Raw genomic sequence first — 26,088 nt, 5'->3', positions numbered from 1 at the left:
CGGTGCGCCGGTAGGAATGTGCGGGCAGGTTGCCCGCCGCTCAGCAGACCAGCCGCACGCTCACTCGAACAGCCGCGAACGGGTGAGGAACCGCTTGCCCTCCGGCCCCTCGAGGCTGAATCCGGCGCCGCGCCCGTCGACCGCGTCGATCGTCAGATGCGTGTGCTTCCAGTACTCGAACTGCTCGACGGACATCCAGAAGTCGACGCTGCTGGTCGACCCGTCCGGCAGGGGCACCTCGAAGGTCCCCATCTTCACGTCCGCGTCACCGGTGAGGAAGTCGCCCTCCGGATAGCACATGGGCGAGGAGCCGTCGCAGCATCCGCCGGACTGGTGGAACATGACGGGGCCGTTGCGGTCGATGAGCCGCACCAGCAGGTCGATGGCCTCCTGTGTGAACGCGACGCGGGAGAAGTCCTCCCCGTCGATCGTCGGGGCGGCCTCGAGTGCGGCGGTGTGAACGGTCATGGCTCCTCCTGTGCGCGGGCGGCGGAGCGCTCCGTCTCCGTCGACGTCTCCCTCCAGCGTACGCGCGGGTGCGCGGCGTCACAATGGGAACCGTCTGCCCACCGGTCCCGTGCGTCTCACCGCGCCCCGCCCGCGTGCCCGCACCGGCGTCGACCGCGATAATCGATCGCATGTCGCCCCGTCTCCCCGCTCCTACGCTCGACCGCCGGGGCCTCCTGCGCGCCGGCGGCGCCCTCCTGAGCGTCGCCGCCCTGGCGCCCGTGCTCGCCTCGTGCTCCTCGGAGACCGAGGTCCCCGTCACTGCCCACGGCACCCCGCTGCCCATCCCGCCGCTCCTGGAGCCGGACGCGGACGGCCGCTTCGCCCTCACCGCCGCCCGCGGCACCCGCGAGTTCATCCCGGACGTCATGACGGACACGTGGGGCTACAACGGCGACTACCTGGGGCCCACGATCCGCCTGCAGCGCGGACGTCCCGTCGAGGCCGTCGTCACGAACGACACGGACGAGGAGACGACCGTCCACTGGCACGGCCTCCTGGTCCCCGCCCACGCGGACGGCGGCCCCCACGACCCGATCCTGCCCGGCGAGACCCGCAGCGTCGCGTTCACCCCGGACCAGCCCGCCACGACCCTCTGGTACCATCCGCATCCGCACGAGATCACCGCCCAGCAGGTGCGCCGCGGCCTGGCCGGCATGCTGATCCTGGACGACGCGGACGGGCACGCTCCCGGCTCCGCCCCCGCGGACGGGATGGCCTCCGCCGCCGAGGCCCCCTCCCCCGCCGCTGGAGTCCTCGCCGCCCTGCCCCACGAGTACGGCGTGGACGACATCCCGGTCATCATCCAGGACATGCGCCTGACGGAGGACGGCGAGATGCTGGGCCACAACTTCAACTCCGAGGTGGGGCTGCTGGGGCAGACCGTCGTGACGAACGGCGTCGTGGGTGCCGTGCACACGACCGATCGACGCGTGCTGCGACTGCGACTGCTCAACGGCTCCCAGGCCCGCTCGTACGGACTGCGCCTGGAGTCCGGCGCACCGCTCACGGTCATCGGCTCCGACGGCGGGCTGCTCGAGGCGCCTGTGGAGGTCGAGGCGCTCAGCCTCTCCCCCGCCGAGCGCGCAGAGGTTCTCCTCGAGGTGCCCGACGAGGGCGTCACCCTCATCTCCTCGCAGCCGGACCTGGGCAACGTCGCGGACTCCCAGGCCGCGGGCGGGGAGGACGAGTTCACGATCCTCCGGCTGGAGCGGGCGGGTGCGGAGGTGTCGGAGCCGACCCCGGCCTCGATCGCGGACCTGGGCCTGCCGGCGGTGCTGGCCACGTTCCCGGAGGTCGCCGACCGCGGTCAGCAGCGGCAGATGAACCTGCGCGGGCGGCAGATCAACGGGAAGTCGATGGACATGGGGCGGATCGACCTGGAGGCCGCCTCCCACCAGCCGGAGATCTGGCAGGTGAGCAACCTGGACTCCTCACCGCACAACTTCCACATCCACAACGCGCAGTTCCGGATCCTCGACATCGGCGGGCAGGCGCCGCCACCGGAGATGGCGGGCTGGAAGGACACCGTCTACACGCCGCCGCAGCGGGACATGCGGCTGGCGGTCATCTTCCCCGCGCACCCGGACGACCATTCGAACCTGCCGTACATGTTCCACTGCCACCTCATGCTCCACGAGGACGACGGCATGATGGGCCATTTCACCGTCGACGTGAGCGCGCAGGACGCACTGGCAGCGCTGGAGGGCACCGGTCACCAGCACTGAGTGAGCGGACGCGGTCGGCGAGCCGCACTCACATGAATGCGGAGACGACGAGGCCCAGCAGGCCGAACAGCAGGACGAGTCCGCCCATCACCAGCCCCACGACGACCAGGAGGATCCCCAGTCGGGAGTCCTTGGGCACCGCAGAGACGCGAGGGTCGCGGGGGTCGACGACGACCGGCAGCTGCATGCCGACGAACTGCTCACCGGACCGGTGCGAGTTGAAGACCTTCCCGGTCTTGAGGGCGTGCCGGCCCTCGTACGGCACGGACTCCCACAGGCGACCGTGCAGCTCGTAACGGACGGTCGGCTCGTACGCGAACGAGCTGTCGACGGAGATGGGCCGCACGGCCACGACCGTCGAGAGCACGCGGAGGCCGTTGTCGATGAGGTTCCGGTTGCGACGGACCATCGTGAAGCCCACGACGGCGACGACGGCGCAGAGCCCGACCACTGCGAGCAGCCCCACCAGGTTGAGGACGAGCTGGACCACTCCGGTCAGGCCTCGCCCTGATCCGTCTTCGCCTCCAGCAGCTGGATGATATTGCCGCACGTGTCGTCGAACACCGCGACGATCGCCATGCCGATGTCCATGGGCTCCTGCACGATCGTGACCCCGCGGTCGCGCAGGCGCTCGATCTCCGCATGGACGTCGTCGACGGCCAGCTGCGCCAGCGGGATCCCGTCCGCCACGAGCGCCCGGCGGTAGGGACCCACGGCGGGGTGGTCGCTGGGCTCCAGCAGCAGTTCCGGGCCGTCCGGCCACTCCGGTGAGACGACCGTGAGCCAGGACGCCCCATTCCCGAACGGCACATCGTGTCGCACCTGGAAGCCCAGGACATCGGTGTAGAACTTGCGTGCCCTGTCCTGGTCGTCGACGAAGATGCTCGTGATCTCGATCCTCATGGCCCTGCCTCCGGTGCGTCGTGGTCGTGCGGTGTGCGCGTGCCACTGGAATCGTCGCACGGCCGGACGCTCGGCGCACGGCGCACGACGCTCACGTCAGCGCACCACGCACGACGCCGCGGCTCAGCGCACGCTCCTCACGTCACGACGGGACGGGTGCGGGCGAGCGCGACGGCGATGACGAACGCGATCGCCATGAAGACGAGGCTCAGCAGCGTGACGCCGCCCCAGCCGCGCAGCTCCCAGGCCAGCGGCGCCAGATTGCCGTTGATCGACGAGCCCGCGTAGTAGACGAGCATGTACATCGACATCGCCTGCGCGGGCACCCCCACGGACGCGCTGGCCCGCTGCGCCACCCACGCGGACGCCAGCGAGTGCGCGATGAAGAAGCCCACGGACAGGATCGCGATCCCCAGCACCACCCAGGCGAGGTGGGTGAGCGACATGAGGAGGATCCCCACGATCGCGACGAGCGGACCGTACGGCATGACGGCGCGCAGACTGTACCGGCTCCCCAGCCGGCCCGCGACGACCGATCCCACTCCGGCGACCGGGTAGACGAAGTAGATGAGGCCCATCGCGCCCACGGACAGCAGGTAGGGCGCCTGCTCCAGCCTGAAGGCCAGCGAGTTGAAGGCGCCCACGAACGTGCCCATCCCCAGCCCGCCGATCACGTAGAGACCCACGAGGACCGGGTCGGTGAAGGCACGGCCGAACTTCCGCAGCAGCTCGACGGGGGTGTCGAAGTGCGGGACGAAGCCGCGCGACTCCGGGAGCAGCAGCCAGCACCCGATCGCGCAGCCCACCGCCAGCACCGCCGTGACCAGCAGCGCCAGGTGGGACACGCTCAGCACCCCGGTGCCGCTGTACCCCCACCGGTGCGCCACCTCGATCGTGAGGGCGGAGACCACGCGACCGGCCAGACCGCCCAGGGTCGTGCCGAAGATGTAGATGCCCGTCGCCGCCGTCACGTAGCTGCGGTGGATCTCCTCCTTGAGGTAGACCGCGGCCGTCGCGGGCAACCCCGCCAGCACGAAGCCCATGATGAAGCGCGCCGCCAGGAACAGCGGCCACGACGGCAGGAGCGCGACGACGAGCGCCAGCACGGACGCGATGAGCAGCGACCACCGGATGAGCCGGACCCGGCCGATCCGCTCCGACACGGGCACCGCGACGACCAGGCCCACGCCCAGTCCGGCTGTGGCCGCGGACACGGACAGGGCGGCCTCGGAGGGGGAGATTCCGTAGTCGCGTGTGAAGTACGGCAGAATCGCCTGTGTGGCGTAGAGGAGAGTGAAGGTCGCCAGGCCTGCCATGAGAAGACCGACCTCGATGCGTCTGGCACGCGGATCACCGCGCAGGTAGCCTTCGAACTCACTCACGCGCCAAGCCTAGACCGCCCGTCCCCACCCCGGACGGCGGCCCCTGGGCTCCGCGTCCCCCAGCACAGGAGATCCCGTGATCCAGCCCCCGCACGTCCCGTCCGCGCCGAACCCGGCGTGGGAGTTCGTGGAAGGCCCACCGGACCTCACCCTGCCGGATTTCCAGGCGATCACCCCCGACCACCTCATCGAGGCCGCCGGCCTGGCGGTCCGCCGCGCGCAGGACGGGGTCGCGGACATCCTGTCGTCCGCGGAGGACCCTGCGTTCCACACCGTCACGCTCGCGCTGGAGCGCGCTCTCCAGCCAGCGGACTCCCTGTCCGCGCTGGTGCGCGTCCTCGAGTCGAACGTGCAGACGGACGCCGTCGCCGAGGCCGCCGCGAGTGTGTGGGCCCAGCTCACCTCCCTGCGCCTGGGCATCGAGCTGGACCAGGACCTCTACGAGCTCCTCCAGTCCGTGCCCACGAACGACCTGATCCCCGAGGACCGCCGGCTGCACGACCTCCTGCTGCAGGACTTCGTCCGCGCGGGCGTGCGCTTGCAGGACGAGGACCGCCGGCGCGTGTCCGCGATCGCGACGGAGATCGATCGGATCGAGACGGAGTTCGGACAGCTGCTCCTGCGGGAGGCCTCCGCCCGCGCCCTGGTCGTCCCGGACGAAGACGCGCTGGCCGGTCTGGACGAGGACGCGCTCGCGGCAGCCCGCGCGGATGCGCAGGAGCACGGCGTCGAGGGTCTGCGCCTGCCGCTCACCAACACGACGCAGCAGGACGCACTCACCCGCCTGACCGATCCGCAGACACGCAGACAGCTGCTCGCCCTGTCGATGGGCCGCGGCAGCTCCGGCGGTCCCGGCGACACCCGCGAGCTCATCACGGACCTCACGGCCCTGCGCGCCGCTCTCGCGGCGGTGCTGGGCTTCCAGACGTTCGCGCAGTACTCGATCGACGATCAGGTCGCCCCGGACGTCGAGTCCGCCGGCGGCCTCCTGCGCTCGCTCATCGACCCGGCGCTCACGCAGTTTGCGCGCGAGGCCCGCAGGGTCCGCGCCTACTTCGACCTCGATGAGGAGCAGCCGCTGGAGCGCGCGGACGTCCTGCACCTGTGGGAGCGCTACCGCACGGAGGCGTTCGAGCTGGACAGCGCGCACGTCGCCGCCCACTTCGAGTTCGAGCAGGTGCTGACCGACGGCGTCTTCGCAACGACCTCGGCCCTCTACGGACTCGCCTTCGCCGTCCGCGACGACCTGTCCGGCTGGCACGAAGACGTGCGCGTGTACGAGGTGCAGGACCGCGGCCGCCCCCTGGGCCTGGTCCTCATCGACCCGTACGCCCGCACCGGCAAGTCCGGCGGCGCGTGGATGGACGAGCTGGTGACCGGCTCGCGCCTGACCGGACTGCATCCCATCACGACGCTCACGCTCAACGTGCCCAAGCCCGCCGCAGGCCGCCCCGCGCTGCTGAGCGTCGACGAGACGATCACGCTGTTCCACGAGTTCGGCCATGTCCTCCACGGCCTCTTCGCGGACTCCGTGCACCCCTCGCACGCGGGCACGTCCGTCCCCCGCGACTACGTCGAGTTCCCCTCGCAGCAGTTCGAGATGTGGGCGCTGCACCCGCAGGTGGTGCCCGGCTACGCGCGCCACTGGGAGACGGACGAGGCCCTGGACCCGGAGGTCATCGAGACGCTGCGGGACGCCCAGGGCTTCGGTCAGGGCTTCGAGACGCTCGAGTACCTGGCCGCGGCGATGCTGGACCTGGGCTGGCACGCGCTGGAGGACGGCGAGGAGATCGAGGACGTCCTCCTCTTCGAGGCCGAGGTGCTGTCTGCCGCCGGCTTCGACCTGGTCGTCCCGCCCCGCTACCGGTCCACCTACTTCGCGCACACGTTCTCGGGCGGGTACGCCTCCGGCTACTACTCGTACCTGTGGTCGGAGCAGTACGCGGCCGCGGTGACGGAGCTGTTCGAGGACCACGGCGGGCTGGATCCGGAGCTGGGCGCCCGCTACCGCAAGCAGGTGCTGGCGCCGGGATACTCCGTCGACCCGCTCACCGCTCTGCGCGAGTTCCTGGGCGCGGACGTCGAGGTCGAGCCGCTGCTGCGCCGCCGCGGCCTGGCCCCCACGCGTCCCGCCGGACCCGCGCATCCCGCCCACGCCCGGCTGGAGCGCGCGCTGCGGGCCGCGGGCATCGACTCCCGGGTGATCGTCCACCCGGAGCCGCTGCCCACGGCCGCGGCCGCCGCCGCGCACCACGGCGTCGAGGTGGGGGCCATCGCGAACTCGCTCGTCTTCACGGCGGAGTTCGAAGAGCCCGCCGCCGAGGCCGGGGAGACCCCCGCTGCCCCGCGCACCGCGGACGGTCCCGGACACAGCCACGGCATCGGTCAGGCCGGCGGCCACGGCGAGGCGACCGAGGCCTCGGCGGAGGGGTCCGAATCCGCAGACGCACCGCAGGTGCGGCAGGAGCCGGTCCTTATCATGACGTCCGGCGCGCACCGGGTGGACACGGAGCACACGGCGGCCGTGATCGGGGCGCGGCGGCTCAAGCGGGCGACGCCGGAAGAGGTGCTGGCCGCGACCGGTCAGCCCGTGGGCGGGGTCGCACCCGCCGGTCATCCGGCACCGCTGCGCACCTTCATCGACCGGGACCTGCGGCTGCACACGCAGCTGTGGGCCGGCGGCGGCACCGTCGAGGCGATGGTGCCGCTCACATACACACAGCTCGTCGATCTGACGGGCGGACAGGAGATCGATGTCGAACCCCACTGACCCCGGAGCCCGGTCTGGGGGCCCCGCTGCTTTCGCGAGTACGCGGGGTCGCTTCTACGCATACGTCCTGGCGCTGCTGTGCTGCGTCTTCCTCATCTCGAACATCTCTGCCACGAAGGTCATCGAGATCGGTCCGTTCGTGGCCGACGGCGGCGCGTTCCTGTTCCCGCTGGCCTACATCCTGGGCGACGTCATCAGCGAGGTGTACGGCTTCCGCGCCGCCCGCCGCGCGGTCCTCATGGGCTTCGCGATGCAGGCGCTGGCGGTGCTCGTGTTCTTCCTCGTCCAGGTGGCACCCGCGGGTCCGGGGTACGAGAACCAGTCCGCGTTCGAGGCGGTCCTGGGCTTCTACCCGCGCATCGTCGCGGCCTCGCTGGCCGGGTACCTCGTGGGGCAGCTGCTCAACGCGTACGTGCTCGTGAAGGTCAAGGAGAAGATGGGCGAGAAGCACCTGTGGGTGCGGTTGCTCACCTCGACGGGCGTGGGCGAGTTCGCGGACACCCTCATCTTCTGCATCGTCGCCTTCGCCGGCGTCATTCCCGGCTGGGACTTCGTCAACTACATCATCGTGGGCTTCGTCTACAAGGTCGCGGTCGAGATCGTGCTCATGCCGATCACCTACCGGGTCATCGGCTGGATCAAGGCGCGCGAGACGACCTACGCCCCGGGAGGCGCTGAGACGGACGCAAAGGTCTGAGAGACGGGGCGCCTCTCCGCCCCACCCCTCCACCAGCAACAGGAATCGCAAACTGCAGTGTTATAGCCCTGTGTGCTGTCTCAGGACATAGTGCATCGTCGGCTCACACGCGTTCGCCGGTGAGCATCGTGACGAGGAGGACGTTCGACCCGGGTGCGGTGTCGGGGCACTCGACCCAGTGGAGGACGCGCTCCTTGCAGTGGACGACGACGCCGGGGGTCAGGCGGACGGTCTCCTCGCCGATGCCGAAGGTGAGGTCGCCGGACAGGCACTGGACCGTGATGGGATGTGCCACCGAATGATCCGGGAACGACTGACCGGGGGCGAACGTGAAGGTCACGAGGTTCGCACCGTCCTCCTGGAGGAGGCGCGTGACGGACGGCCGACCGCGCGGGTGGTCCGGCTGCGGGGCGGCCGCGAGTGCCAGCACGTCGACCGGCCGCAGGACGCCGGCGACGCCCACGCCCTCCCGACGCTCCCCGTCGTTCACCGCAGCGCACCGCCCCGGTGGTCGTCACGCGTCACCATGACAGGGTCACCTCGATCTCGGACTTCCCGCCCGGCTCGACCTCGACCTCCAGCTCGTAGTCGACCGTGTCGCCCACGCGGACCGTCACGTCGTGGCCGCTCTGGACGACGCGGATGCTGTTCTGCTTCTCCAGCGCGTCCGCCAGTGCGCGCAGCTTCGCCGCCGCCTGCTCACGGGTGATCGTCGTTTCCGTCTCGTGCTCGAAGAGTTCGTCGCTCATGGTCCATTTCTACCAAAACAAGACCGCTGCGCGCAGGGTTCGGCGCATCCCCGGAACATGGAGTCTCCCCCGTGCGCCGTGGAGTCTCCCCCGTGAACGAACGTCGGCTGTCAGCTGAATGCGTCGTCGACCGGGACCTGCAGGCCGATCGCCAGACGGTTGGTCTTGTTCGCGGCGGCGACGATCGCCTGCATCTCCGCCAGCTGCGCATCGCTGGCGCCCTTCGAGCGTGCGGCTGCGGTGTGCGACCGGACGCAGTAGGTGCAGTTGTTGACGGTGGAGACCGCGACGTAGATGAGTTCCTTCACCAAGGGGTCCAGCGAGGTCCCCTCCCCCATGAGGTCCTTCAGCTCGCCCCAGGTCCTCTCGAGGTTCGCCGGGTCATGGGCGAGCACCCGCCAGAAGTTGTTGATGAAGTCTGTCTGCCGCGTGGCGCGGATGTCCTCGAACACGGCTGCTGCGCGTGGGTCGAGGTCCTCATCCGCGAGGACGGGGAGGATCGGGCTGAACTGCTCCATGGTGCGCTCCTTCGGGCTGTGACGTCGTGTCAGCGCCGAGTCTAGGCTCACGTTCCCGTGACGTTCGCCAGTCGAATCGTGGTCCGCGGGCCGGGTCACGTCCGCGGGATGAATGCGAACACGCGCGTGGGGAAACCTGTGCCACCGGCGATCCGGGGCACACCCACCGCGAGGACGGCACCCTGAGCCGGGAGCTGGTCGACGTTCACCAGGTTCTCCAGGTGCCACAGCCCGGCCGGGTGCGTGACCTCGCGGTGGACGGGGAAGAGCGGCTCGGAGCCCGGGTCGATCCCCAGCGTGTCGACGCCCAGGCCCACCACGCCGCGCTCCACGAGGAGCTGCGCCGCGGGCACGCCGAAGCCGGGGAACTTGAGGTTGTCCGTCGTCTCCGACCCGGTGTAGGCGAGGACGTCCGCATTGCGAGCGGCCCAGCCCGAATCGATGAGGACCGCGGTGCCCCGCCGGATCGGACCGTGTGCGGTCTCGAACGCCTCGATGTCCGCAGGCTCGACGACGGCGTTGGCATCGGCCGCAGCCTTCTCACGGATATCGAGGACGGAGACGGGCAGCACCAGCCGGTCGATGCTGATGTCCGCCGCGGACTCGCCGCCGGGCACGAAGTGCTCCGGCGCGTCGAAGTGGGTCCCCGCGTGCTCGAACGTCGACACGATGCGGGCGTGGTATCCGTCCGTGTCGTGCTGCACGGCCTCTGTCACCTGCAGCGCCGGGGCGCCGGGCCAGATGACGGAGTCCGGGCCCAGGGTCTCGGACAGGTCGACCAGGTCGAAACCGCCGGCAAGTGCAGCGAACGCCGCATCGCGTGCCTCGATGATGGTCTCGGTGGTGACAGCGGAACTGCTGGAGGCCCCGGCTGTGGCGGAGGTGGTGGAGCTCTGCGGGGAGATCGACATGGTGCACGTCCTCGAGGTGATCGACTCTGATGTCTGTCAGGACCGACGCTAGTGGGATCCCCGCAGGTTCACCCGTGCGATGTCACGAATCGACTCGCCCTCACCTCTTCGCGTAGTACCGGCCCATGACCTCGGCCTCGAGCTCCTCGTACCGGCCCTCGTCGATCGCGCGCCGGATGTCCGCGACGAGCTGCACGATGAAGTGCTCGTTGTGGATCGTCGCGAGCGTGGAGAACAGCATCTCCTTCGCCTTCCACAGGTGGTGCAGATATGCGCGCGAGTAGTGGGCGCACGTGTAGCAGCCGCATTCGGGATCGATGGGCTGCCAGTCCCGCTTGTAGCGGGCGCCGGAGATGTTGTACCGACCATCGCGCGAATACACGGCCGCGTTGCGCGCCACCCGCGACGGCGACACGCAGTCGAACGTGTCCGCACCCCTCTTGATCGCTGCGAACAGATCATCCGGCTCGCTGATGCCCAGCAGGTGGCGCGGCTTGTCGACCGGCAGCTCCTCGCACACCCAGCCCACGATCGTGCCCAGGTTCTCCTTCTCCAGCGCACCGCCGATCCCGAACCCGTCGAAGTCCATCGCCCCCAGGTCCCGGGCCGCCTTCCGGCGCAGATCCTCGTACTGCGCGCCCTGCAGCACCCCGAAGAGCGCCTGATAGGGACGGTGCGACCGCTCGACCGTCAGCCGCTCGTGCTCTGCGACACAGCGCTCCGCCCAGCGCCGGGTGCGCTCCAGGGACTCCTCCTGGTAGAGGCGCGTGTTCGTGAGCATCGTGAGCTCGTCGAACGCGAAGATGATGTCCGCACCCAGCTGGTGCTGGACCTGCATCGACACCTCCGGGGTGAACCGGTGGATGTCGCCGTTGAGGTGGGAGCGGAAGGTGACCCCGTCCTCGTCGACGTTCGCCATCCGGTCCTCGCGGGCGACCGTCTGCAGGTCCGCGCGGTCCTTCCCCGCGAACTCGTTCGAGAGCACCTTCTTCGACCCCACACCCAGGCTCATGACCTGGAAACCGCCGGAGTCCGTGAAGGTGGGGCCGGGCCAGTTCATGAACGCGCCCAGCCCGCCGGCCTCGTCGACGATGTCCGCCCCCGGCTGCAGGAACAGGTGGTAGGCGTTCGCCAGGACCGCGTCAGCACCCAGCGCGTCCACGTCCTCCGGCTTGACCGCCTTGACCGTCGCCTTCGTCCCCACGGGGATGAAGGCCGGGGTCGCGATGTCGCCGTGCGGCGTGCGGATTGTGCCCGTCCGCCCGCCCTCCGGCATCTGCGTGCCCACGGTGAACCCGAACCGCGACCGGTCCGCGACGGTTCCTCCCGAGGCCGTGGCCCCGGCCGTCGGCACCCCGCCCGAGGCCGTGCTCGCCTCCGCCGCCCCATCCCGGGCGGCCGTCGCCTCCCCGCTCATGCGCTCAGCTCGCCCAGCATCTTGCCGGGGCTGAGGACGCCCCGCGGGTCGAACTCCCGCTTGATCGCCAGGTGCAGGCGCTGCGCGACCGGGTCCAGCTCCCGGGCCAGCCACCGCTTCTTGAGCACCCCCACGCCGTGCTCGCCGGTGATCGTGCCGCCCAGCTCCAGACCCGTCGCCATGATCGCGTCGAAGGCGGACTGGGCGCGCGCCACGGAATCCGGGTCGCCCGCGTCGAAGAGGACGTTGGGGTGCATGTTCCCGTCGCCCGCATGCCCCGCGACGGCGACGAGGACGTCGAACTCACGGGCGATCTCACGCATTCGCGCGAAGAACTCGTCGAGCGCCTTCCGCGGCAGGCAGACGTCGTCCACCAGCTCGCCGCCGCCGTGGTTCATCGCGTACTTCTCCAGCGCGTGCCCCACAGACCGGCGCGCGGCGATGAACATCTCCGAATCCTCGGGATCGTCGGAGATCGTCACCTCCGTCGCGCCCTGCGCGTGCGCGATCCGCTCGAACTCCGCGAGGTCCTTCGTCGCCTTCTCCAGCACGCCATCGCCGTTGGACTGGACCAGCAGCATCGCCGCCGCGCCCTCCGGCAGGCCGAAGTCGCCGTAGTCGTTGATGCACTCGATCGACGTGCCGTCCAGGATCTCCAGCAGGGACGGCCTCACGCCGGAGGACATGAACTCCGTGATCGTCCGCGCCGCGGCCCGGATGTCATCGAACAGCGCCACTCCGGTGATGGGGTCCGGGATCGCGGGGATGAGGTCGACGACGATCTCCACGACGACGCCCAGTGTCCCCTCCGAGCCCACGAACAGGCCGGCCAGGTCCAGTCCCGCCACGCCCTTCGCGGTGGGGCGTCCCACCGTTGTGATCGACCCGTCGGCCAGGACGACCGTGAGCCTGCGGACGTAGTCCTTCGTGACGCCGTACTTGACGCAGCACAGGCCGCCCGCATTCGTCGCGACGTTGCCGCCGATCGTCGAGATGTCGACGGAACCGGGATCCGGCGGGTACGCGAGGCCGTGCGGGGCGAGCGCGTCCTTGAGCGCCCGGTTGATGACGCCCGGCTGCACGGTCGCGGTCTGCTCGACGGTGTCGATGTCGAGGATGTCGTCCAGCTGCGCGACGTTGAGCAGCAGTGCGCCGTCGATGCCGTTCGCGCCGCCGGACAGACCGGTGAGCGCACCCTGCGGGATGACCGGCAGGCGGTGCTCGTGCGCGAAGCGCAGGGCCTCCTGCACATCCTCCGTGCTGCGGGCCCGGATGAGGGCGCGCGCCCGCCCGGACGGGGCGAAGACCGCGCGGTCCTGCGTGTGCGCGGCGATGATGTCCGCGTCCTCGACGAGGGCCCCGGGGCTCAGGACCGCAGCGAGCGGCGCCAGGTCGACCGGGACCTCGGGCGCCGTGAGGGGCTGGTCCGGGCCGGTACCGGCCGGCTGCGTCGTCTGCACTGTCGCGTCCTGCACTGTGGCGTCCTGTTCCGTCGTCCGGGTGTGGGTGGGGCTCATGCGCTGCGTTCCTGCGCGAAGGCGGAGGCGACCTCGACCAGGCGGTCCATCGCCTCCTGGGGCCCCACGGTCACGCGGATGCCGCGGCCCAGGTCGCGGACAGCCAGCCCGCGGGCCAGGCACGCCTCCGCGAAGGCGTGCGCCTCGTGCTCTCCCAGCGACAGCCAGACGAAATTGCCGCCGCTGGGCGGGACGTCGAAGCCCAGGCCGCGCAGGCGGGCGGCCAGGTCGTCGCGGGTGGCGCCCACGGACTTCGCACGCACCGCAACCTCGTCGCGCAGAGCCAGCGACACGAGACCCGCGGCCTGACCGGCGGCGCCCACGCTGAAGGGGGCGATGGACTTCCGCATCTCGTGGATGATCGCGGGGTGGGCGATCGTGTAGCCCACGCGCAGGCCCGCCAGCCCGTGCGCCTTCGAGAAGGTCCGCAGGACGGCCAGGTTCGAGTACGTGTCGAGCGCCTGGGCCATGTCGACCGGGGCGTCCGGGTGGCCGTCGGCGGTGCGCAGGGCGCTCACGGCCTCACTGCCGTCCGCGAACTCGATGTAGGCCTCGTCGAGGACGACGATGAGGTCCTCCGGCACCTGCGACATGAACGAGTCGAACTCGGCCTGCCCCAGGACCGCGCCGGTGGGATTGTTGGGCGAGCACAGCAGCACGAGCCCGGTGTCGCCCGTGATCGCCTGCGCCATCGCCGGGAGGTCGTGGCGGCCGTCCGCGGTCAGCGGCACCGCGACCTGGCGCGCGCCGCTGAAGCTGGACAGCTGCGGATACATCTCGAAGGACGGCCACGGGTAGACGACCTGCTTCTCCGCGTCGAGCGTGATCCCCACGAGCGCGGCCAGCGACTCCGAGGACCCGGCGGACGTCACGACATGGTCGACCGGCACCCCGTGGAAGTCCGCGAGCGCGGCGGTCAGTTCCGTCGCCGCCGGATCCGGGTACAGGGCGGGCGCGCCCGAGGCACCCTCCACCGCCTCGACGACGGCCGCCAGCGGCTCCAGGTGGTTCTCGTTCGAGGAGAGCTTGTAGCTGGTGACCCCCTCCACGGCGGCGGGAGGTCGACCCGGGCGATAGGCGGGTGTGTCGGCCAGGGCACGGCGCACGCGGAAGTTCGTCATACATAGATGATGCCACTTCCGCCCCTGTCGACGGCGACCAGGTGCGGCACAGGGACGTGCACCAGACTGGGGCGATGGACACCACCCGCTCCGCCCGCGCGTGGGCCCCCGATGTGCTGGGCCCGGAGTTCCGCAGCCTCACCCTCCCGCTGTCCGACGGCGCACAGGCCACGCTGGTGGAGCACACGCCCGAGGCCGCCGCCGGACGCCCTCCGGCTCCCCTCATCGACCGGGAGACGTGGGTCCCCCTCACCTCGGCGCTGCCATCGGACCTGTTGGACGACGTCGTCGTCCTCTTCCTCCACGGCTGGTCCGACTACTTCTTCCACGCGCACCTGGCCCGCTTCTGGGCCAGCCTGGGCGCCCGCTTCTACGCGCTCGACCTGCAGGGCTACGGCCGCAACCTGGATCCGGACCGGGTCCACCGCGTGGGCCACTCCCGCACCGCCGAGGACGAGGGTCTGCAGCGGCCGGGCTACATCACGGACCTGTCCGAGTACGACGCGGACCTGGAGGCCGCGCTGGAGGTCATCGAGGAGGCGCACCCGGATCGACGCATCGTCCTGTCCGCGCACTCGACCGGCGGCCTCATCTCCGTGCTGTGGGCGCACCGCAACCCGGGGCGGCTCGCGGGCATCACGCTCAACTCGCCGTGGCTGGAGTTCCAGTACTCGACCGCGATCCGCAAGATCCTCCAGCCCATCATGGGGCTGGGCCGGACCGCGACGACCGCACTGCGACTGCACCTGCCCAACCACACCGTCGTCGCGACCTCCGCCGCGCACGGCCGCCTGCCCTACGACGCGCGGCTCAAGCCGCCGGACTCCTTCCCCGTCTACGCCGGCTGGATGCGGGCGGTCTTCGCCGGTCACGAGGAGGTGGAGGACGGTCTCGACATCGATGTGCCCGTCCTCGTCCAGACCTCCACCCGCAGCCTGCGGAAGATCGGCTACGACCCGGAGATGGAGGCGACCGACATCGTCCTGGACGTCGACGCGATCGCGCGCCGCTCGATCCAGTTGGGCCGCACGGTCGTGCTCAACCGGGTGCCCGGCGCCATGCACGACCTCTTCCTGTCCCACTCCTCGGCCCAGACCCAGGCGTTCACGGGACTGCTGAGGTTCGCCCGCGGGTACCTCTCACCGCAGCCGGCCGCCTGAGGCGGGCCGCAGAGCGGAACCGGCCTGCCGAGGTGGGGCGGATCAACGGGTTCGGCCGACCGAGGGGGACCGGCATGTCGAGGTGCGGACGGCCTCGGCGGCGGGCCGCGTGCGCACCAAGGATGCGGCTATGACTGAGACCACACATGATGAGTGGTTCGCACGGCTCGCCGCACGCGCGCAGGCGGGTCCCAGCGAACTGTCCGCCGTCCTCGCCCTCGCATCCGCAGGAGGCGACCTGGTCGACTTCTCCGGCGGGTTCCCCGACCCCACCCTCTATGACACGCAACTGCTGGGCGAGACCGCAGCGAAGGCGATCGCCTCGCAGCCGCAGGTGGCGCTGCAGTACGCGCCCAACTACGGGCTCGCGTCGCTGCGCGAGGTGCTGCGGGAGGAGGTGCATCGCACGCAGGGAGTCCGCCCGGAGCAGGACGAGCTCATCGTGACCTCCGGCGGCGTGGATGCGCTCACCCTCGTGTCGAAGGCGATGCTGGACCACCGGGACGCGGTGCTGGTCGAGGCGCCGTCGTACCTGGGCGCCTTCAGCGTCTTCCGGTCGCACGACGGCGTGTGCTTCTCCATGCGCAACGACGAGGAGGGGCTGGTCCCCGCCTCGATCGAGGAGGCGCAGGCAGCGGCCGTCGAGGCGGGCCACACCCCCAAGGTCGTCTACGTGATCCCGGACTTCCAGAACCCGTCCGGCCTGTGGCTGCCGCTGGAGCGCCGGCGGGAGATCGTGGAGATCGCCCGGCGCCTGGGGCTGCTCGTCATCGAGGACGTCGCGTACCGGGACCTGGCGTTCGAGGGCTCGTACATCGACTCGATCTACGCCCTGGGGCCGGACGTGACGGTGCAGATCGGCACGTTCTCCAAGACGTTCACCCCTGGCACGCGCATGGGCTGGGCCTCCGGACCCGCGACGGTCATCGACGCGATGGCGCAGGCGAAGACGAACACGGACCAGTGCGCCGGCGCGCTGGGACAGACGATCCTCGAGTCCTACATCACGGAGGGCCACTACGCGGCGTCACTGCCGGTGCTGCGGGGTGCGTACTCCGTGCGCCGCGATGGGCTGATGGACGCGCTGGCCCAGGGGTTGGGCGACCGCGCGTCCTGGACGCACCCGGACGGCGGGTTCTTCACGTGGCTGGACATCCCGGGGGTCGACGCGAAGGCGCTGGCGGCCGCGGCGGTCGAGGAGGGCACCGCGTTCGTGCCGGGCGGGCCGTTCTACGCGGACGGTCGCGCCACGTCGAACATCCGCCTGAGCTTCTCACGGACCTCGGTCGACCGGATGGCCGAGGGAATCGCCCGCCTGGCCCGCGCGATCGAGCGCGTGGAGGGGTGAGCCGGGCCGGGTGCGGATCGAGGCGGGGCGTCCCCGCGGGGACGCTATCTCAACCTCAAGCCGCTACTAGCCCAAGCCCCACGAATATCGCGAAGTACGACAAAGCATTCCCGTACTTCGCGATACTCGTTTCTGAGGGTGCTCGCTCCCTCCCCTTCATCACAGTTCTCTCGCGATGTGCGTGCGAGCATTCCCGCAATTCGCGAGAACCGTTTCGGAGACCGCGCAGGGCCAGTCAGAGCGCAGGGCCAGTCAGAGCGCAGGGCTAGTCAGGGCGACGGCCAGTCAGGGCGACGGCCAGTCAGGGCGACGGCCAGTCAGGGCGACGGCCAGTCAGGGCGACGGCCAGTCAGGGCGACGGCCAGTCAGGGCGACGGCCAGTCAGGGCGACGGCCAGTCAGGGCGACGGCCAGTCGGAGCAGCGTTCGAGTTGAGAATGACGAACGCCGGGTCTCAGAACCTGAGACCCGGCGTTTCACCTGGCGGTAGCGGTGGGATTTGAACCCACGGTACGGGGTTGCCGTACACGACATTTCGAGTGTCGCACCTTCGGCCGCTCGGACACGCTACCGCGGAATACTTTACACACGCGGAGCCTCAGCACCCAATTCAGCGGACGTGAGCCGCGCAACAGTGCCCAGTTTGGAGCGGATGACTGGGACCGCACCCGTGTCGGCCTGCCCGTCGAGTCAGCTCAGCCTCCGCGCCGGATCCGCATCCGCCCAGCACCTCAGCCCTCACCGCGATGCTGGGCGAAGAAGTCCGCCAGCACCTGCGCGCATTCGTCCGCCAGCACACCCGCCGTGACCTCCGGTCGGTGCAACGAAGCCCGGTCGCGCGCCAGATCCCACACGGATCCGCAGGCGCCCGTTTTGTCATCCCACGCCCCGAACACGATGCCGTCCACGCGTGCCGCGACGGCAGCGCCCGTGCACATGACGCACGGCTCGAGCGTCACGACCAGCACCGTACCGTCCAGCCGCCAGCGTCCCAGGTCCGCGGCCGCCGCCCGCAGAGCCACGACCTCGGCGTGCCCGGTGGGGTCGTGGACGGCTTCGCGGACGTTGTGGCCGATCCCGCGGACCGCCCCCTCCGCATCGACGACGAGGGCGCCCACCGGCACATCGGAGGACGCGGCGGCCTCCGCGGCGACGGCGAGCGCCATCCGCATCCAGGCCTCGTGCTCCGGCCGCGCGGCCAGACCGGACCGGGGAGTCGGCCGGAGCCTCGGCTCCCGCCGGCCGTCGGGTGTGGTCATGGGGTCAGCGGGCCGCTTCCAGTGCATCCGCGAATCCGACGGCCTCCCCCACGTGCGCGACGACGCGAGCGGGGTCTGCGCCGTGGCGCTCCAACTGCGCGAGCAGGTCCTCCGCCGCCACTCCGGCGTCCGCGAACAGGCCCGGGTCGCCGCTCCAGTCGGAGGACTGGTCGAGGTCGAGCATCTGCGCGTCCTCGTCGTCCCCTTCCTCATCGTCGTCCGCCTCGTCCTCGTCCGCCGCGGGCTCCTCGTCCGCTTCGTACGCGCCCGGCCGCGCGTCGAGGTAGTCGGCCAGCAGATCCGCGTACGGGCTGGAGGCGGCCGCGTCCGCATCGGACAGGAACACGGTCGCGTCGCCGTCGACGATGCGGATGAGTCCGAACCACTCGTCCTCGTGCTCGATGACGGCGATCGCCTCGCCGTCGGCCTGACCGTCGCCCACGCCGTCCACCAGGTCGGCGAGGTCGGCCAGATCCTCGACGTCCTCCAGGACGAGGTCGACGAGCCGGAATCGGTCATCTGCGCGGGAGAGCACTGCGGTGAAGTAGGCCATACCCCCATTGTCGCCGATCCCGACCGGATGTCACCGCTTGGGCCGCGTCTTCTCCGGTAGATTTCCCGTATGGACCTCCACGTCGCAGACCACCCGCTCATCGCCCACAAGCTCACCGTCCTGCGGGATCAGGCCACCGATTCCGCTCGGTTCCGCACCCTCACGGACGAGCTGGTCATGCTCCTATCCTATGAGGCCACCCGCGACATCCGCACGGAGCCGCGCGAGGTGACGACGCCGGTCGCCACGACCACCGGCACCGCGCTGTCCGCGCCGCGTCCCGTCGTCGTCCCGATCCTGCGGGCGGGCCTGGGCATGCTCGAGGGCATGCTCAAGATGCTGCCCACGGCGGAGGTCGGGTTCCTGGGCATGGTCCGCGACGACGAGACCTTCGCCGTCCACGCGTATGCAGAGCGCCTCCCCGTGGACCTGGCCGGGCGACAGGTCTACGTCCTCGACCCGATGCTCGCGACCGGCGGCACACTGGCGATGGCGATCGACTTCCTGCTGGAGCGCGGCGTCTCGAGCGTCACCGCGGTCTGCCTCGTGAGCGCGCCGGAGGGCGTGCGCGCGATCTCCGAGAAGTACGAGGGTGTCACCGAGGTGACCGTTCACACCGCGGCCCTGGATGAGAAGCTCAACGAGCGCGGCTACATCGTCCCCGGCCTGGGCGATGCCGGCGACCGCCTCTACGGCGTCGTCTGACCACCCCCAGCGACGTCACCCGCCAGCCGCCCCCGGGTCACAACGGCCCTCGCCCCGCACGTTCATGACGTCCGTGCGGGGCTCTTCCGTGTGCGATCGCGCCCGCATCGCACACCGCCGCGATGCCCGTCAGCTCAGGGATCCGAGGCTGCCCGGACCACAACCCCGACGGATCCGCGCCCGCACGAAACGTCACAGTTCGTCACACTTCGTCACAAACCACTTGCCGTCCCCCGCGCCGTCGCGAACAATGACATCTATGCAGTCCTCCTCCTCGCTCACCGCCGCCGCGCGGGCACGCTGTCCCGGCATGCCCTGCGTTCGCGACCGCCGCTGAGCACCGCTGCCCGGGTCGCGAACGAGCCTCGCACCGCAGCACCCGCCGGACACCCCCAGGAGAACCATGGCAGCCGCAGCACCCCAGCCCGCTGACGTCCACCCCCGCAGCGCCCGCGCAGCGCGCCGAACCGGAGCCCGCTTGACACCCATCGACCCGCAGACGGCCCCCCGGACCTACGGCCCCTCCGGAGTCTCCGCCGGCCCCCGCGCCGCGCGCGGCATCATCCTCTACATCGGGCTGGACGAGGCGAAGGCCGCGGCCGAGGGCACCAACCTCACGGAGATCGCGCAGGCGCTGCAGCATCAGGTGAATCACCTCGCCACCTCGGCGGAGACCCAGGCGATCATCGCGCTGGCACCGGACGGCATCGGCAGCGACATCGACGCCGTGCGCGCCGTGGCCAACGGGTCGCAGGCCGCCACCGGCCGCCCCGCCGGCATGCACGGCCCGGTCCGTCAGCGCATCCCCTCCCGCCTCTCGCCCCCGGCCCGCCGCGAGGACCTCGCCTCGGACCAGGTCCAGACCCCCGGCCCCGTCGCCCGCCGCGGCTTCGCGGGCATCACCCCGCCCGCCGCCGCACCGGCGCGCTCCCAGGCCCACGTCAACGAGCACGCACCCGTGCGCATCGACCTGCCCCGCCGCGAGATCCACGCGGACGGCGAGCCCGTCAACGTGACGAACAAGGAGTTCGACCTGCTCGCCACCCTCGTGGGCAACACCGGACGCACCCTGTCCCGGGAGGACCTCATCGACGCACTGTGGACGGAGTCCGGCGAGCGCCCCGATGCGCGCACCGTCGACGTCCACGTCCGCCGCCTGCGCCGCCGCCTGGGCTCGTACGCCTCGATCGTCCGCACGATCCGCGGCGCCGGCTACCGCTTCGACGAGCACCCGGACGTGGCTATCTGGCAGGCTCGCGCCAGCCGCTGAGCACCCCCGCCGCCCGCTCTGCGCATGCAGGCACCGTTCATGCAGGATCGCACCAGGAACGGGGCCTAGAATCCTCGGGTGACTTCGCCGCGACGCTCCTCGACCAAGGGGGTCCTCGTCCTGGCGTGCGGGATCGTACTGGCTGCACTCATCGCCATGCACGACCTCGTGCCGACCACACGGGGCCTCGCTCTCATCGTCGACACCCTGCTCCCCTGGAGCTGGGTGCTCATCGCGTTCGTCCTGCTCATCGCGCTGTTCCGCCTGTCGCTGCTGTCGATCGCAGGCGTCCTGGTGCCGGCCGTCGTCTGGGCCTCGATGTTCTGGCCGTACCTACGCCCCGCGGGCGACTCCGGCGAGACCGACCTGACGGTCGCCACCCAGAACGTGGGCGCGAAGCTCCCCCAGCCGTCCGCGACCGCGCTCAACGTCATCGAGCAGGACCCGGACATCGCGACGTTCCAGGAGGTCGAGTCGCTGTCGGGTCAGATCATCCAGGACCAGATGGACTCGCACTACGAGTACGCGGAGGTCCAGGGTTCCGTGGGCCTGTGGTCCAAGTGGCCCATGAGCGCTCCCGAGGAGGTCGATCTGGGCCTCCAGTGGGTCCGCGCCTTCGCGACGACCATCAGCACCGATCACGGCGACGTCCGCTTCTACGCGGTCCACGTCCCGTCCGTGCGTCCCGGCCAGGAGTCGATGCGCAACGCCGCCCTGCGGACCCTCTCCGAGCGGGTCGCGGACGATCCCGCGGAACGCGTCATCGTCGCCGGCGACTTCAACTCCGCCTCCTCGGACCGCTACTTTGAGCAGATGACGGACGAGCTCACCGATTCCCGCGAGGCCGTGGGCGGCGGATTCGGCTTCACGTGGCCCTCCCGCCTGCCGGTCACCCGCCTCGACCACTCCCTCAGCCGGGGACTGGAACCCGTCGCGGACGAGGTCATGGACCGCGGCACCAGCGACCACCGCGCGGTCCTCGTCTCCTACGACTTCTGACCCCGCCGAGGCCGCACCCGCCCGAGTGCGCCCGTCACCCCGTCGTCGAGCAGCCTCCCGAGGCCACCGGCGCCGCAGAGACACCCACCTGCAGCGCCTCGTCCAGCTCCGCGAGCGTGAGCGCGTAGCCGGTCTCGTCGTCCTCCCCGGACCGGGCGAAGACGAGTCCCACGGCGCGGCCCTGCGCGTCGAGGACCGGTCCGCCGGAGTTGCCGGAGCGCACGACTGCGCGGAGTGCGTAGACCTCGCGGACCACCTCGGACTCGTCGTAGATGTCCAGTCCCCGCGCGGTCACGGCCTCGCGCACGCGGGCCGGAGAGATCGTGTAGGGCCCGTTCTCCGGGTAGCCCACGACCACGGCGTCGTCGTCCGTGCCCAGTCGCTCGCCCAGGTCCAGGGGCTCCGCGTCCAGGTCGTGCACGCGCAGCACGGCGATGTCCCGAGCGGGGTCCAGCAGCACCAACTCCGCGGAGTACGGCCGCCCCGCACCGCCCACCTGGACGATCCGGTTCGTCGATCCCGCCACCACGTGCGCGTTCGTCATGACGAGGTCGTCCTCGAAGACCCAGCCGGACCCGGACTGCAGCGCGGAGCAGCGGGTCGCGGTCGTCGTCACCTTCACCGTGCTGTCCTCGACCTCGCGACCCACCTCGACCATCGCGGGGTCCGGTTCGCCCACGGACCGGATGTGCTCCTCACCGCTGAACACCTGCGGGAATCCGCTGGCGGCCAGCGCCTGCGCGATGGCGCCCACGGCCTCGGCGGACGAGACGGGGGCGACCCGGTCCAGGGCCGCAACGATGCGGGACTCCGCGACCGCGGCGTTGGGACCCACGAGCGGCGTGGTCCGCACCCAGCCGGCCACCAGCCACACGACGAGGACGAAAGCGAGCGCACCGGTGAGGGCGCCGCCCAGGGCGTCCGCCCGGCGGCCCAACCCCTCCCCCAGGCCGGACCGCAGGGTCGTGCCCACCCAGCCGCCGCCCACGGCCAGACCCACCCCCAGCACCAGCGGGAGGAGGCTGGCGGCGTTGGCGGCTCCGGCCTCGGCGACGATGTCGCGCTCCAGCAGGAACCCGGCCAGCACGGGCCCCAGCAGCCGGCCGGCGACCGCACCCGCCACGAACCCGATGACCGTGCTCACGCCGGCGACCAGGCCCTGCGACCAGCCGGCTGCGGCGGCCAGGACCAGGAAGACGGTGAGGGCGATGTCCAGGGCGGTCACTACGCGGCCAGACCCATCGCTCTCATCATCATCTTGCGCTCGGCGGAGAGGCGGTTGAGGAGGAAGACCTCGTAGTCCTTCTCCGTCTGCCCGCCCACCCCGGCCTCGACGCGGTCGCGGGTGGTCGGCAGGCTGGCGGCGACGCGGATCATCGCCTTCATGTGCCGGCGGGCGGGTCCGGTGGCCCAGCGGCGACCCGCGCGGCGGCCCTTCCAGGTGCCCAGCATCTGGGCCTCGGCCTCGGAGAGCCAGCCGGCGCTCGCGTAACGCAGGAGCGCGTCGCGCGCCGTCCTGGTCTCGCGGTACCAGAGGAAGAAGCCGGTGCCCCACCAGCAGAGCGCGACCGCGATCGACAGGCCCAGCATGAGCAGCAGACTGCCCATCGCCGACAGCGGCAGGCTGGCCGCCGCGTTCCACACGCCGTGCAGGATCATGCCCGCGATGAGGCCGGGGATCCACATGAGGGCGACCATCCACCACTGGCCGCGGCGGGCGGCGAAGCCGATGCTCAGACCGGCCAGCGCGCTGAAGCTCGAGTGCAGCAGCGGGCTCATGACGCAGCGCATGAAGAAGAGCGTGATGAGGCCCTGCGCCTGCGCCTCGCCGTACGCGCCGTTGAGGTAGAGGAGGTTCTCCGTGAACGCGAATCCGGCGCCGATGAGCGAGCCGTACATGAAACCGTCCAGCGGGCCCTCGAAGAAGCGGCGGGCCGCCAGCACGATCGCGACGAGGAAGACGGTCTTGGTCGTCTCCTCGAACAGGGGCGCCAGGATGACCGCGCTGATGAACGGTGTCGACGTGTCGATGCCCGTGAGCGCGTAGGTGGCGGCTCCGAAGATGAGCTGCCCCACGAGCGTGAGGATGACGGAGGCGACCGCGCCCCACAGCACGCACGACAGCAGGAGGACGATGGGCTGCGGCTTCCACCGGTCCAGCAGGAGGATCGTGCCGAAGATCGCCAGCAGCGGGACGCTCGACATCAGCAGGATGATGAACCCCACCCCGGAGAAGGCGATCGACTGGAACAGGATGATGAGGAGGAACAGGCCGCCCAGCCCCACCGTCAGCAGGATGCCCACGACCAGGAGGATGATGTTGCGCGTGCGCAGCGGGTCGACCTGGTTCGCCCCCAGCGAGAACTGCGTCGTCCACGAGCCGTCGACCGCACCGGCCGGACTCTGCTGGATCGCCACCGCCGAGGCCCCCATGCCGGGTGCTCCCGGCTGACCCTGCCACTGGGGCTGGTGGGGGTGCGGCTGGGGCTGGCCGGGGTGTGGCTGGCCGGGGCGCGGTCGTACCTGGCCCGGGTTCTGGAACTGCCCGGGGTGCGGCTGGTGCTGGCCCGGGTGGGGCTGCTGGCCCGGCTGCGGCTGGGGCTGCGCGGGCTGCTGACCGGGCTGGCGATACGGGCCGGGTCCGGGCTGGCCCGGTCGCCCCGGCTGGACCTGGGGAGGCCGGCCGTGCGGTGGCTGTCCCGGATGACCCTGCGAACCGTACAGACCCGGTCCGGGCTGGACCTGCTGAGGCTGGTCCGGTCCCGGCCGACCCTGCGGAGGCTGCTGGGACTGGTGGGGGTCCTGGCCCCTGCGCGGGTCACTCCACCCGTACGTCATGGTGTGGTCCTTCGGGAAGTAGCGCTGAACGGCCCGCGGGCCGGACTCTGGTCGTCCCCGAGTCTACGGTCGCGCGCATCCCGATGCCCTGCGCGGCCGGTGGCAGTTTCGCAACGGATCCCCGAACGCACATGCGCCGGGGACGCTCGTGTGCGAGCGTCCCCGGCGCGCAGTCGGCCCGGTCCGCGACCTGCGCGGGTGGCGGGATCAGCCGATCTGGAGCGTGCCGGACGTGTAGTCGGACAGCTCCGACAGGAGTGCCGGGTCCTCGTGGAGCTTGCGGCCCAGCGAGGGGACCATGTCCTTGAGGCGCGGCTCCCAGCCGGCGTACTGCTGCGGGAAGCAGCGCTCCAGCAGGCCCAGCATGATCGAGGTGACCGTCGACGCGCCGGGGCTGGCCCCCAGCAGTGCGGCGATCGATCCGTCCGCGGCGGACACGACCTCGGTGCCGAAGCCCAGGATGCCGCCCTTCTGCGGGTCGCGCTTCATGATCTGCACACGCTGGCCGGCGGTGATGAGGTCCCACTTCTCCGGGTCCACCTCGGGGGTGAACTCCTCGAGCGACTTGAAGCGGCCCTTCTTCGTCTCCGCCAGCTGGCTCATGAGGTACGTGACGAGGTCGATGTTGTCCTTCGCCACGTTCAGCATGACCGGGAGGTTGTTCCCGCGCACGGAGAACGGCAGGTCCGTGAAGCTGCCCTTCTTGAGGAACTTGGGCGAGAAGCCCGCGTACGGGCCGAACAGCAGGTAGCGCTTGCCGTCGATGACGCGCGTGTCCAGGTGGGGGACGGACATGGGCGGGGCGCCCGTCGCGGCCTGGCCGTAGACCTTCGCGTAGTGGCGGTCGACCAGCTCCGGGTCGGAGGTGCGCAGGAACAGGCCGGAGACGGGGAAGCCGCCGTAGCCGCGACCCTCGGCGATGCCGGACTTCTGCAGGAGGTGCAGCGCACCGCCGCCGGCGCCGATGAAGACGAACTTCGCGTTCACCTCGAACGACTGACCCGCACGGTCGTCGTGGACCTTGACCTTCCAGCCGTCGGCGGACCGCTCCAGGTCCGTCACGGTGTGGGCGGTGCGGATCTGGACGCCGCGGTCCTCCACGTGGCTCAGCAGCTGACGCGTGAGCGAGCCGAAGTCCACGTCCGTGCCGCGCTCCACGCGCGAGACGCCGTTGACCTGCCCGGGACCGCGGTTCTCGAACATGAGAGGCAGCCATTCCGCGTGCTGCGCCTGGGAGTCCGAGTACTCCATGTCCGCGAACAGCGGGTTCTGCACCATCGTCTCGTAGCGCTTGCGGATGTAGTCGCGGCCCTGGTCGCCTCGCGCGTACGACATGTGCGGCACCGGGTTGATGAAGGTCGTGGGATCGGCGATGATCCCCTCCTTCACGAGGAACGACCAGAACTGGCGGGACTGGTGGAACTGCTCGTTGATCGTGACGGCCTTCGTGATGTCGATGTCGCCGTTCGCGTCCTGGGGCGAGTAGTTGAGCTCGCACAGCGCCGCGTGGCCGGTGCCCGCGTTGTTCCAGGGGTGCGAGCTCTCACGGGCGACGTAGTCGAGCTTCTCGTACACGCGCACGTCCCAGTCGGGCTGCAGATCGTTCAGCAGCGCGCCCAGAGTCGCACTCATGATGCCGCCGCCGATCAGGACGACGTCCGCGTTCTCCGTGGGTGTGGTCATATGAAGCCTCGCCTCTTCCCGTGCAGATCAGGTCTGTGAACAGGTCGCGGACATC

General features: G+C 70.7%; 24 protein-coding genes and 1 tRNA gene. 8 read left to right on the top strand and 17 right to left on the bottom strand.

The window, feature by feature from the left end:
- Positions 1 to 60: 60 nt before the first annotated feature.
- Positions 61 to 468: a DUF779 domain-containing protein gene (locus tag HGBR_RS07425; protein WP_019158704.1), complete on the bottom strand. Its 408-nt coding sequence runs from the start codon at positions 466 to 468 to the stop codon at positions 61 to 63.
- A gap of 170 nt (positions 469 to 638) precedes the next feature.
- Here HGBR_RS07425 and HGBR_RS21015 point away from each other — a divergent pair, with 170 nt between their 5' ends.
- Positions 639 to 2,234, top strand: coding sequence for a multicopper oxidase family protein (locus HGBR_RS21015; protein ID WP_019158703.1), 1,596 nt, complete (start codon positions 639 to 641; stop codon positions 2,232 to 2,234).
- A 28-nt stretch (positions 2,235 to 2,262) separates the two neighbouring features.
- Here the strand turns inward: HGBR_RS21015 and HGBR_RS07415 are convergent, their stop codons facing one another.
- The 3 genes from HGBR_RS07415 to HGBR_RS07405 all read right to left on the bottom strand — a co-directional run bounded on the left by HGBR_RS07415 (position 2,263) and on the right by HGBR_RS07405 (position 4,519).
- The gene (locus HGBR_RS07415; protein WP_019158702.1) at positions 2,263 to 2,724 is read right to left on the bottom strand and encodes a DUF3592 domain-containing protein; all 462 of its coding nucleotides are present in this window, start codon (positions 2,722 to 2,724) and stop codon (positions 2,263 to 2,265) included.
- A gap of 5 nt (positions 2,725 to 2,729) precedes the next feature.
- Positions 2,730 to 3,137 (bottom strand): VOC family protein, encoded by a 408-nt coding sequence (locus HGBR_RS07410; protein ID WP_019158701.1) that lies wholly within the window; start codon positions 3,135 to 3,137, stop codon positions 2,730 to 2,732.
- A 137-nt stretch (positions 3,138 to 3,274) separates the two neighbouring features.
- On the bottom strand, positions 3,275 to 4,519 hold the full coding sequence (locus HGBR_RS07405; RefSeq protein WP_019158700.1) for an MFS transporter: 1,245 nt from the start codon (positions 4,517 to 4,519) through the stop codon (positions 3,275 to 3,277).
- Positions 4,520 to 4,595: 76 nt separating this feature from the next.
- Here HGBR_RS07405 and HGBR_RS16980 point away from each other — a divergent pair, with 76 nt between their 5' ends.
- Together HGBR_RS16980 and HGBR_RS07395 are read left to right on the top strand one after the other, a co-directional pair.
- On the top strand, positions 4,596 to 7,289 hold the full coding sequence (locus HGBR_RS16980) for a M3 family metallopeptidase (protein ID WP_019158699.1): 2,694 nt from the start codon (positions 4,596 to 4,598) through the stop codon (positions 7,287 to 7,289).
- Positions 7,273 to 7,986 (top strand): queuosine precursor transporter, encoded by a 714-nt coding sequence (locus HGBR_RS07395; RefSeq protein WP_019158698.1) that lies wholly within the window; start codon positions 7,273 to 7,275, stop codon positions 7,984 to 7,986. Before HGBR_RS16980 ends, HGBR_RS07395 begins: the two co-directional genes overlap by 17 nt.
- Positions 7,987 to 8,089: 103 nt before the next feature.
- Here HGBR_RS07395 and HGBR_RS07390 read toward each other — a convergent pair whose 3' ends face one another.
- From HGBR_RS07390 to HGBR_RS07360, 7 genes are all read right to left on the bottom strand, one after another.
- The gene (locus HGBR_RS07390) at positions 8,090 to 8,476 is read right to left on the bottom strand and encodes a cupin domain-containing protein (protein ID WP_019158697.1); all 387 of its coding nucleotides are present in this window, start codon (positions 8,474 to 8,476) and stop codon (positions 8,090 to 8,092) included.
- Between the two features lie 31 nt (positions 8,477 to 8,507).
- A complete protein-coding gene (locus HGBR_RS07385) occupies positions 8,508 to 8,735 on the bottom strand; it encodes an amphi-Trp domain-containing protein (RefSeq protein ID WP_019158696.1) in 228 nt (75 codons plus the stop codon).
- A gap of 110 nt (positions 8,736 to 8,845) precedes the next feature.
- Positions 8,846 to 9,253 (bottom strand): carboxymuconolactone decarboxylase family protein, encoded by a 408-nt coding sequence (locus tag HGBR_RS07380; RefSeq protein WP_019158695.1) that lies wholly within the window; start codon positions 9,251 to 9,253, stop codon positions 8,846 to 8,848.
- Positions 9,254 to 9,348: 95 nt separating this feature from the next.
- Positions 9,349 to 10,164, bottom strand: a complete 816-nt coding sequence (locus tag HGBR_RS07375) for a cyclase family protein (RefSeq protein WP_019158694.1) — start codon at positions 10,162 to 10,164, stop codon at positions 9,349 to 9,351.
- Positions 10,165 to 10,264: 100 nt separating this feature from the next.
- Complete coding sequence (gene tgt, locus HGBR_RS07370) at positions 10,265 to 11,581, bottom strand: tRNA guanosine(34) transglycosylase Tgt (protein ID WP_019158693.1); 1,317 nt, start codon at positions 11,579 to 11,581, stop codon at positions 10,265 to 10,267.
- A complete protein-coding gene (locus HGBR_RS07365; RefSeq protein WP_019158692.1) occupies positions 11,578 to 13,098 on the bottom strand; it encodes an FAD-binding oxidoreductase in 1,521 nt (506 codons plus the stop codon). The genes tgt and HGBR_RS07365 overlap by 4 nt, the downstream gene beginning before the upstream one ends.
- Complete coding sequence (locus tag HGBR_RS07360; protein ID WP_019158691.1) at positions 13,095 to 14,219, bottom strand: aminotransferase class I/II-fold pyridoxal phosphate-dependent enzyme; 1,125 nt, start codon at positions 14,217 to 14,219, stop codon at positions 13,095 to 13,097. The genes HGBR_RS07365 and HGBR_RS07360 overlap by 4 nt, the downstream gene beginning before the upstream one ends.
- A 74-nt stretch (positions 14,220 to 14,293) precedes the next feature.
- Between HGBR_RS07360 and HGBR_RS07355 the strand changes: the two genes are divergently transcribed.
- Both HGBR_RS07355 and HGBR_RS07350 read left to right on the top strand, forming a co-directional pair.
- Positions 14,294 to 15,379, top strand: coding sequence for an alpha/beta hydrolase (locus HGBR_RS07355; RefSeq protein ID WP_019158690.1), 1,086 nt, complete (start codon positions 14,294 to 14,296; stop codon positions 15,377 to 15,379).
- Positions 15,380 to 15,509: 130 nt separating this feature from the next.
- The gene (locus HGBR_RS07350; protein WP_019158689.1) at positions 15,510 to 16,727 is read left to right on the top strand and encodes an aminotransferase-like domain-containing protein; all 1,218 of its coding nucleotides are present in this window, start codon (positions 15,510 to 15,512) and stop codon (positions 16,725 to 16,727) included.
- Positions 16,728 to 17,207: 480 nt separating this feature from the next.
- Here HGBR_RS07350 and HGBR_RS07345 read toward each other — a convergent pair.
- The 3 genes from HGBR_RS07345 to HGBR_RS07335 all read right to left on the bottom strand — a co-directional run bounded on the left by HGBR_RS07345 (position 17,208) and on the right by HGBR_RS07335 (position 18,538).
- Positions 17,208 to 17,298, bottom strand: a tRNA-Ser gene (locus HGBR_RS07345).
- Positions 17,299 to 17,457: 159 nt separating this feature from the next.
- On the bottom strand, positions 17,458 to 17,985 hold the full coding sequence (gene tadA / locus HGBR_RS07340) for a tRNA adenosine(34) deaminase TadA (protein ID WP_218915950.1): 528 nt from the start codon (positions 17,983 to 17,985) through the stop codon (positions 17,458 to 17,460).
- A 4-nt stretch (positions 17,986 to 17,989) separates the two neighbouring features.
- Positions 17,990 to 18,538, bottom strand: a complete 549-nt coding sequence (locus HGBR_RS07335) for a tRNA adenosine deaminase-associated protein (protein ID WP_019158687.1) — start codon at positions 18,536 to 18,538, stop codon at positions 17,990 to 17,992.
- Positions 18,539 to 18,607: 69 nt separating this feature from the next.
- On the opposite strand from HGBR_RS07335, the gene upp reads away from it, so the two are divergent.
- The 3 genes from upp to HGBR_RS07315 all read left to right on the top strand — a co-directional run bounded on the left by upp (position 18,608) and on the right by HGBR_RS07315 (position 21,512).
- Positions 18,608 to 19,243: a uracil phosphoribosyltransferase gene (upp, locus tag HGBR_RS07330; RefSeq protein WP_019158686.1), complete on the top strand. Its 636-nt coding sequence runs from the start codon at positions 18,608 to 18,610 to the stop codon at positions 19,241 to 19,243.
- Between the two features lie 403 nt (positions 19,244 to 19,646).
- On the top strand, positions 19,647 to 20,513 hold the full coding sequence (locus HGBR_RS07320; RefSeq protein ID WP_026077417.1) for a winged helix-turn-helix domain-containing protein: 867 nt from the start codon (positions 19,647 to 19,649) through the stop codon (positions 20,511 to 20,513).
- A gap of 78 nt (positions 20,514 to 20,591) precedes the next feature.
- Positions 20,592 to 21,512: an endonuclease/exonuclease/phosphatase family protein gene (locus tag HGBR_RS07315; protein WP_019158683.1), complete on the top strand. Its 921-nt coding sequence runs from the start codon at positions 20,592 to 20,594 to the stop codon at positions 21,510 to 21,512.
- Between the two features lie 34 nt (positions 21,513 to 21,546).
- Here the strand turns inward: HGBR_RS07315 and HGBR_RS07310 are convergent, their stop codons facing one another.
- The 3 genes from HGBR_RS07310 to HGBR_RS07300 all read right to left on the bottom strand — a co-directional run bounded on the left by HGBR_RS07310 (position 21,547) and on the right by HGBR_RS07300 (position 26,033).
- Entirely contained in the window at positions 21,547 to 22,737 is a 1,191-nt protein-coding gene (locus HGBR_RS07310; protein WP_019158682.1) for a MarP family serine protease, read from the bottom strand.
- Complete coding sequence (locus HGBR_RS16975; RefSeq protein ID WP_147522354.1) at positions 22,737 to 24,350, bottom strand: PrsW family intramembrane metalloprotease; 1,614 nt, start codon at positions 24,348 to 24,350, stop codon at positions 22,737 to 22,739. Before HGBR_RS16975 ends, HGBR_RS07310 begins: the two co-directional genes overlap by 1 nt.
- A 207-nt stretch (positions 24,351 to 24,557) precedes the next feature.
- Positions 24,558 to 26,033, bottom strand: coding sequence for a malate:quinone oxidoreductase (locus HGBR_RS07300; protein ID WP_019158680.1), 1,476 nt, complete (start codon positions 26,031 to 26,033; stop codon positions 24,558 to 24,560).
- Positions 26,034 to 26,088 lie beyond the last annotated feature (55 nt).

This window comes from Brevibacterium senegalense (assembly GCF_000285835.1).
Taxonomy (GTDB): Bacteria; Actinomycetota; Actinomycetes; order Actinomycetales; family Brevibacteriaceae; genus Brevibacterium; species Brevibacterium senegalense.
The sequence above is the reverse complement of the archived record's forward strand: the minus strand, read 5'-3'. Positions and strand labels throughout refer to the sequence as shown.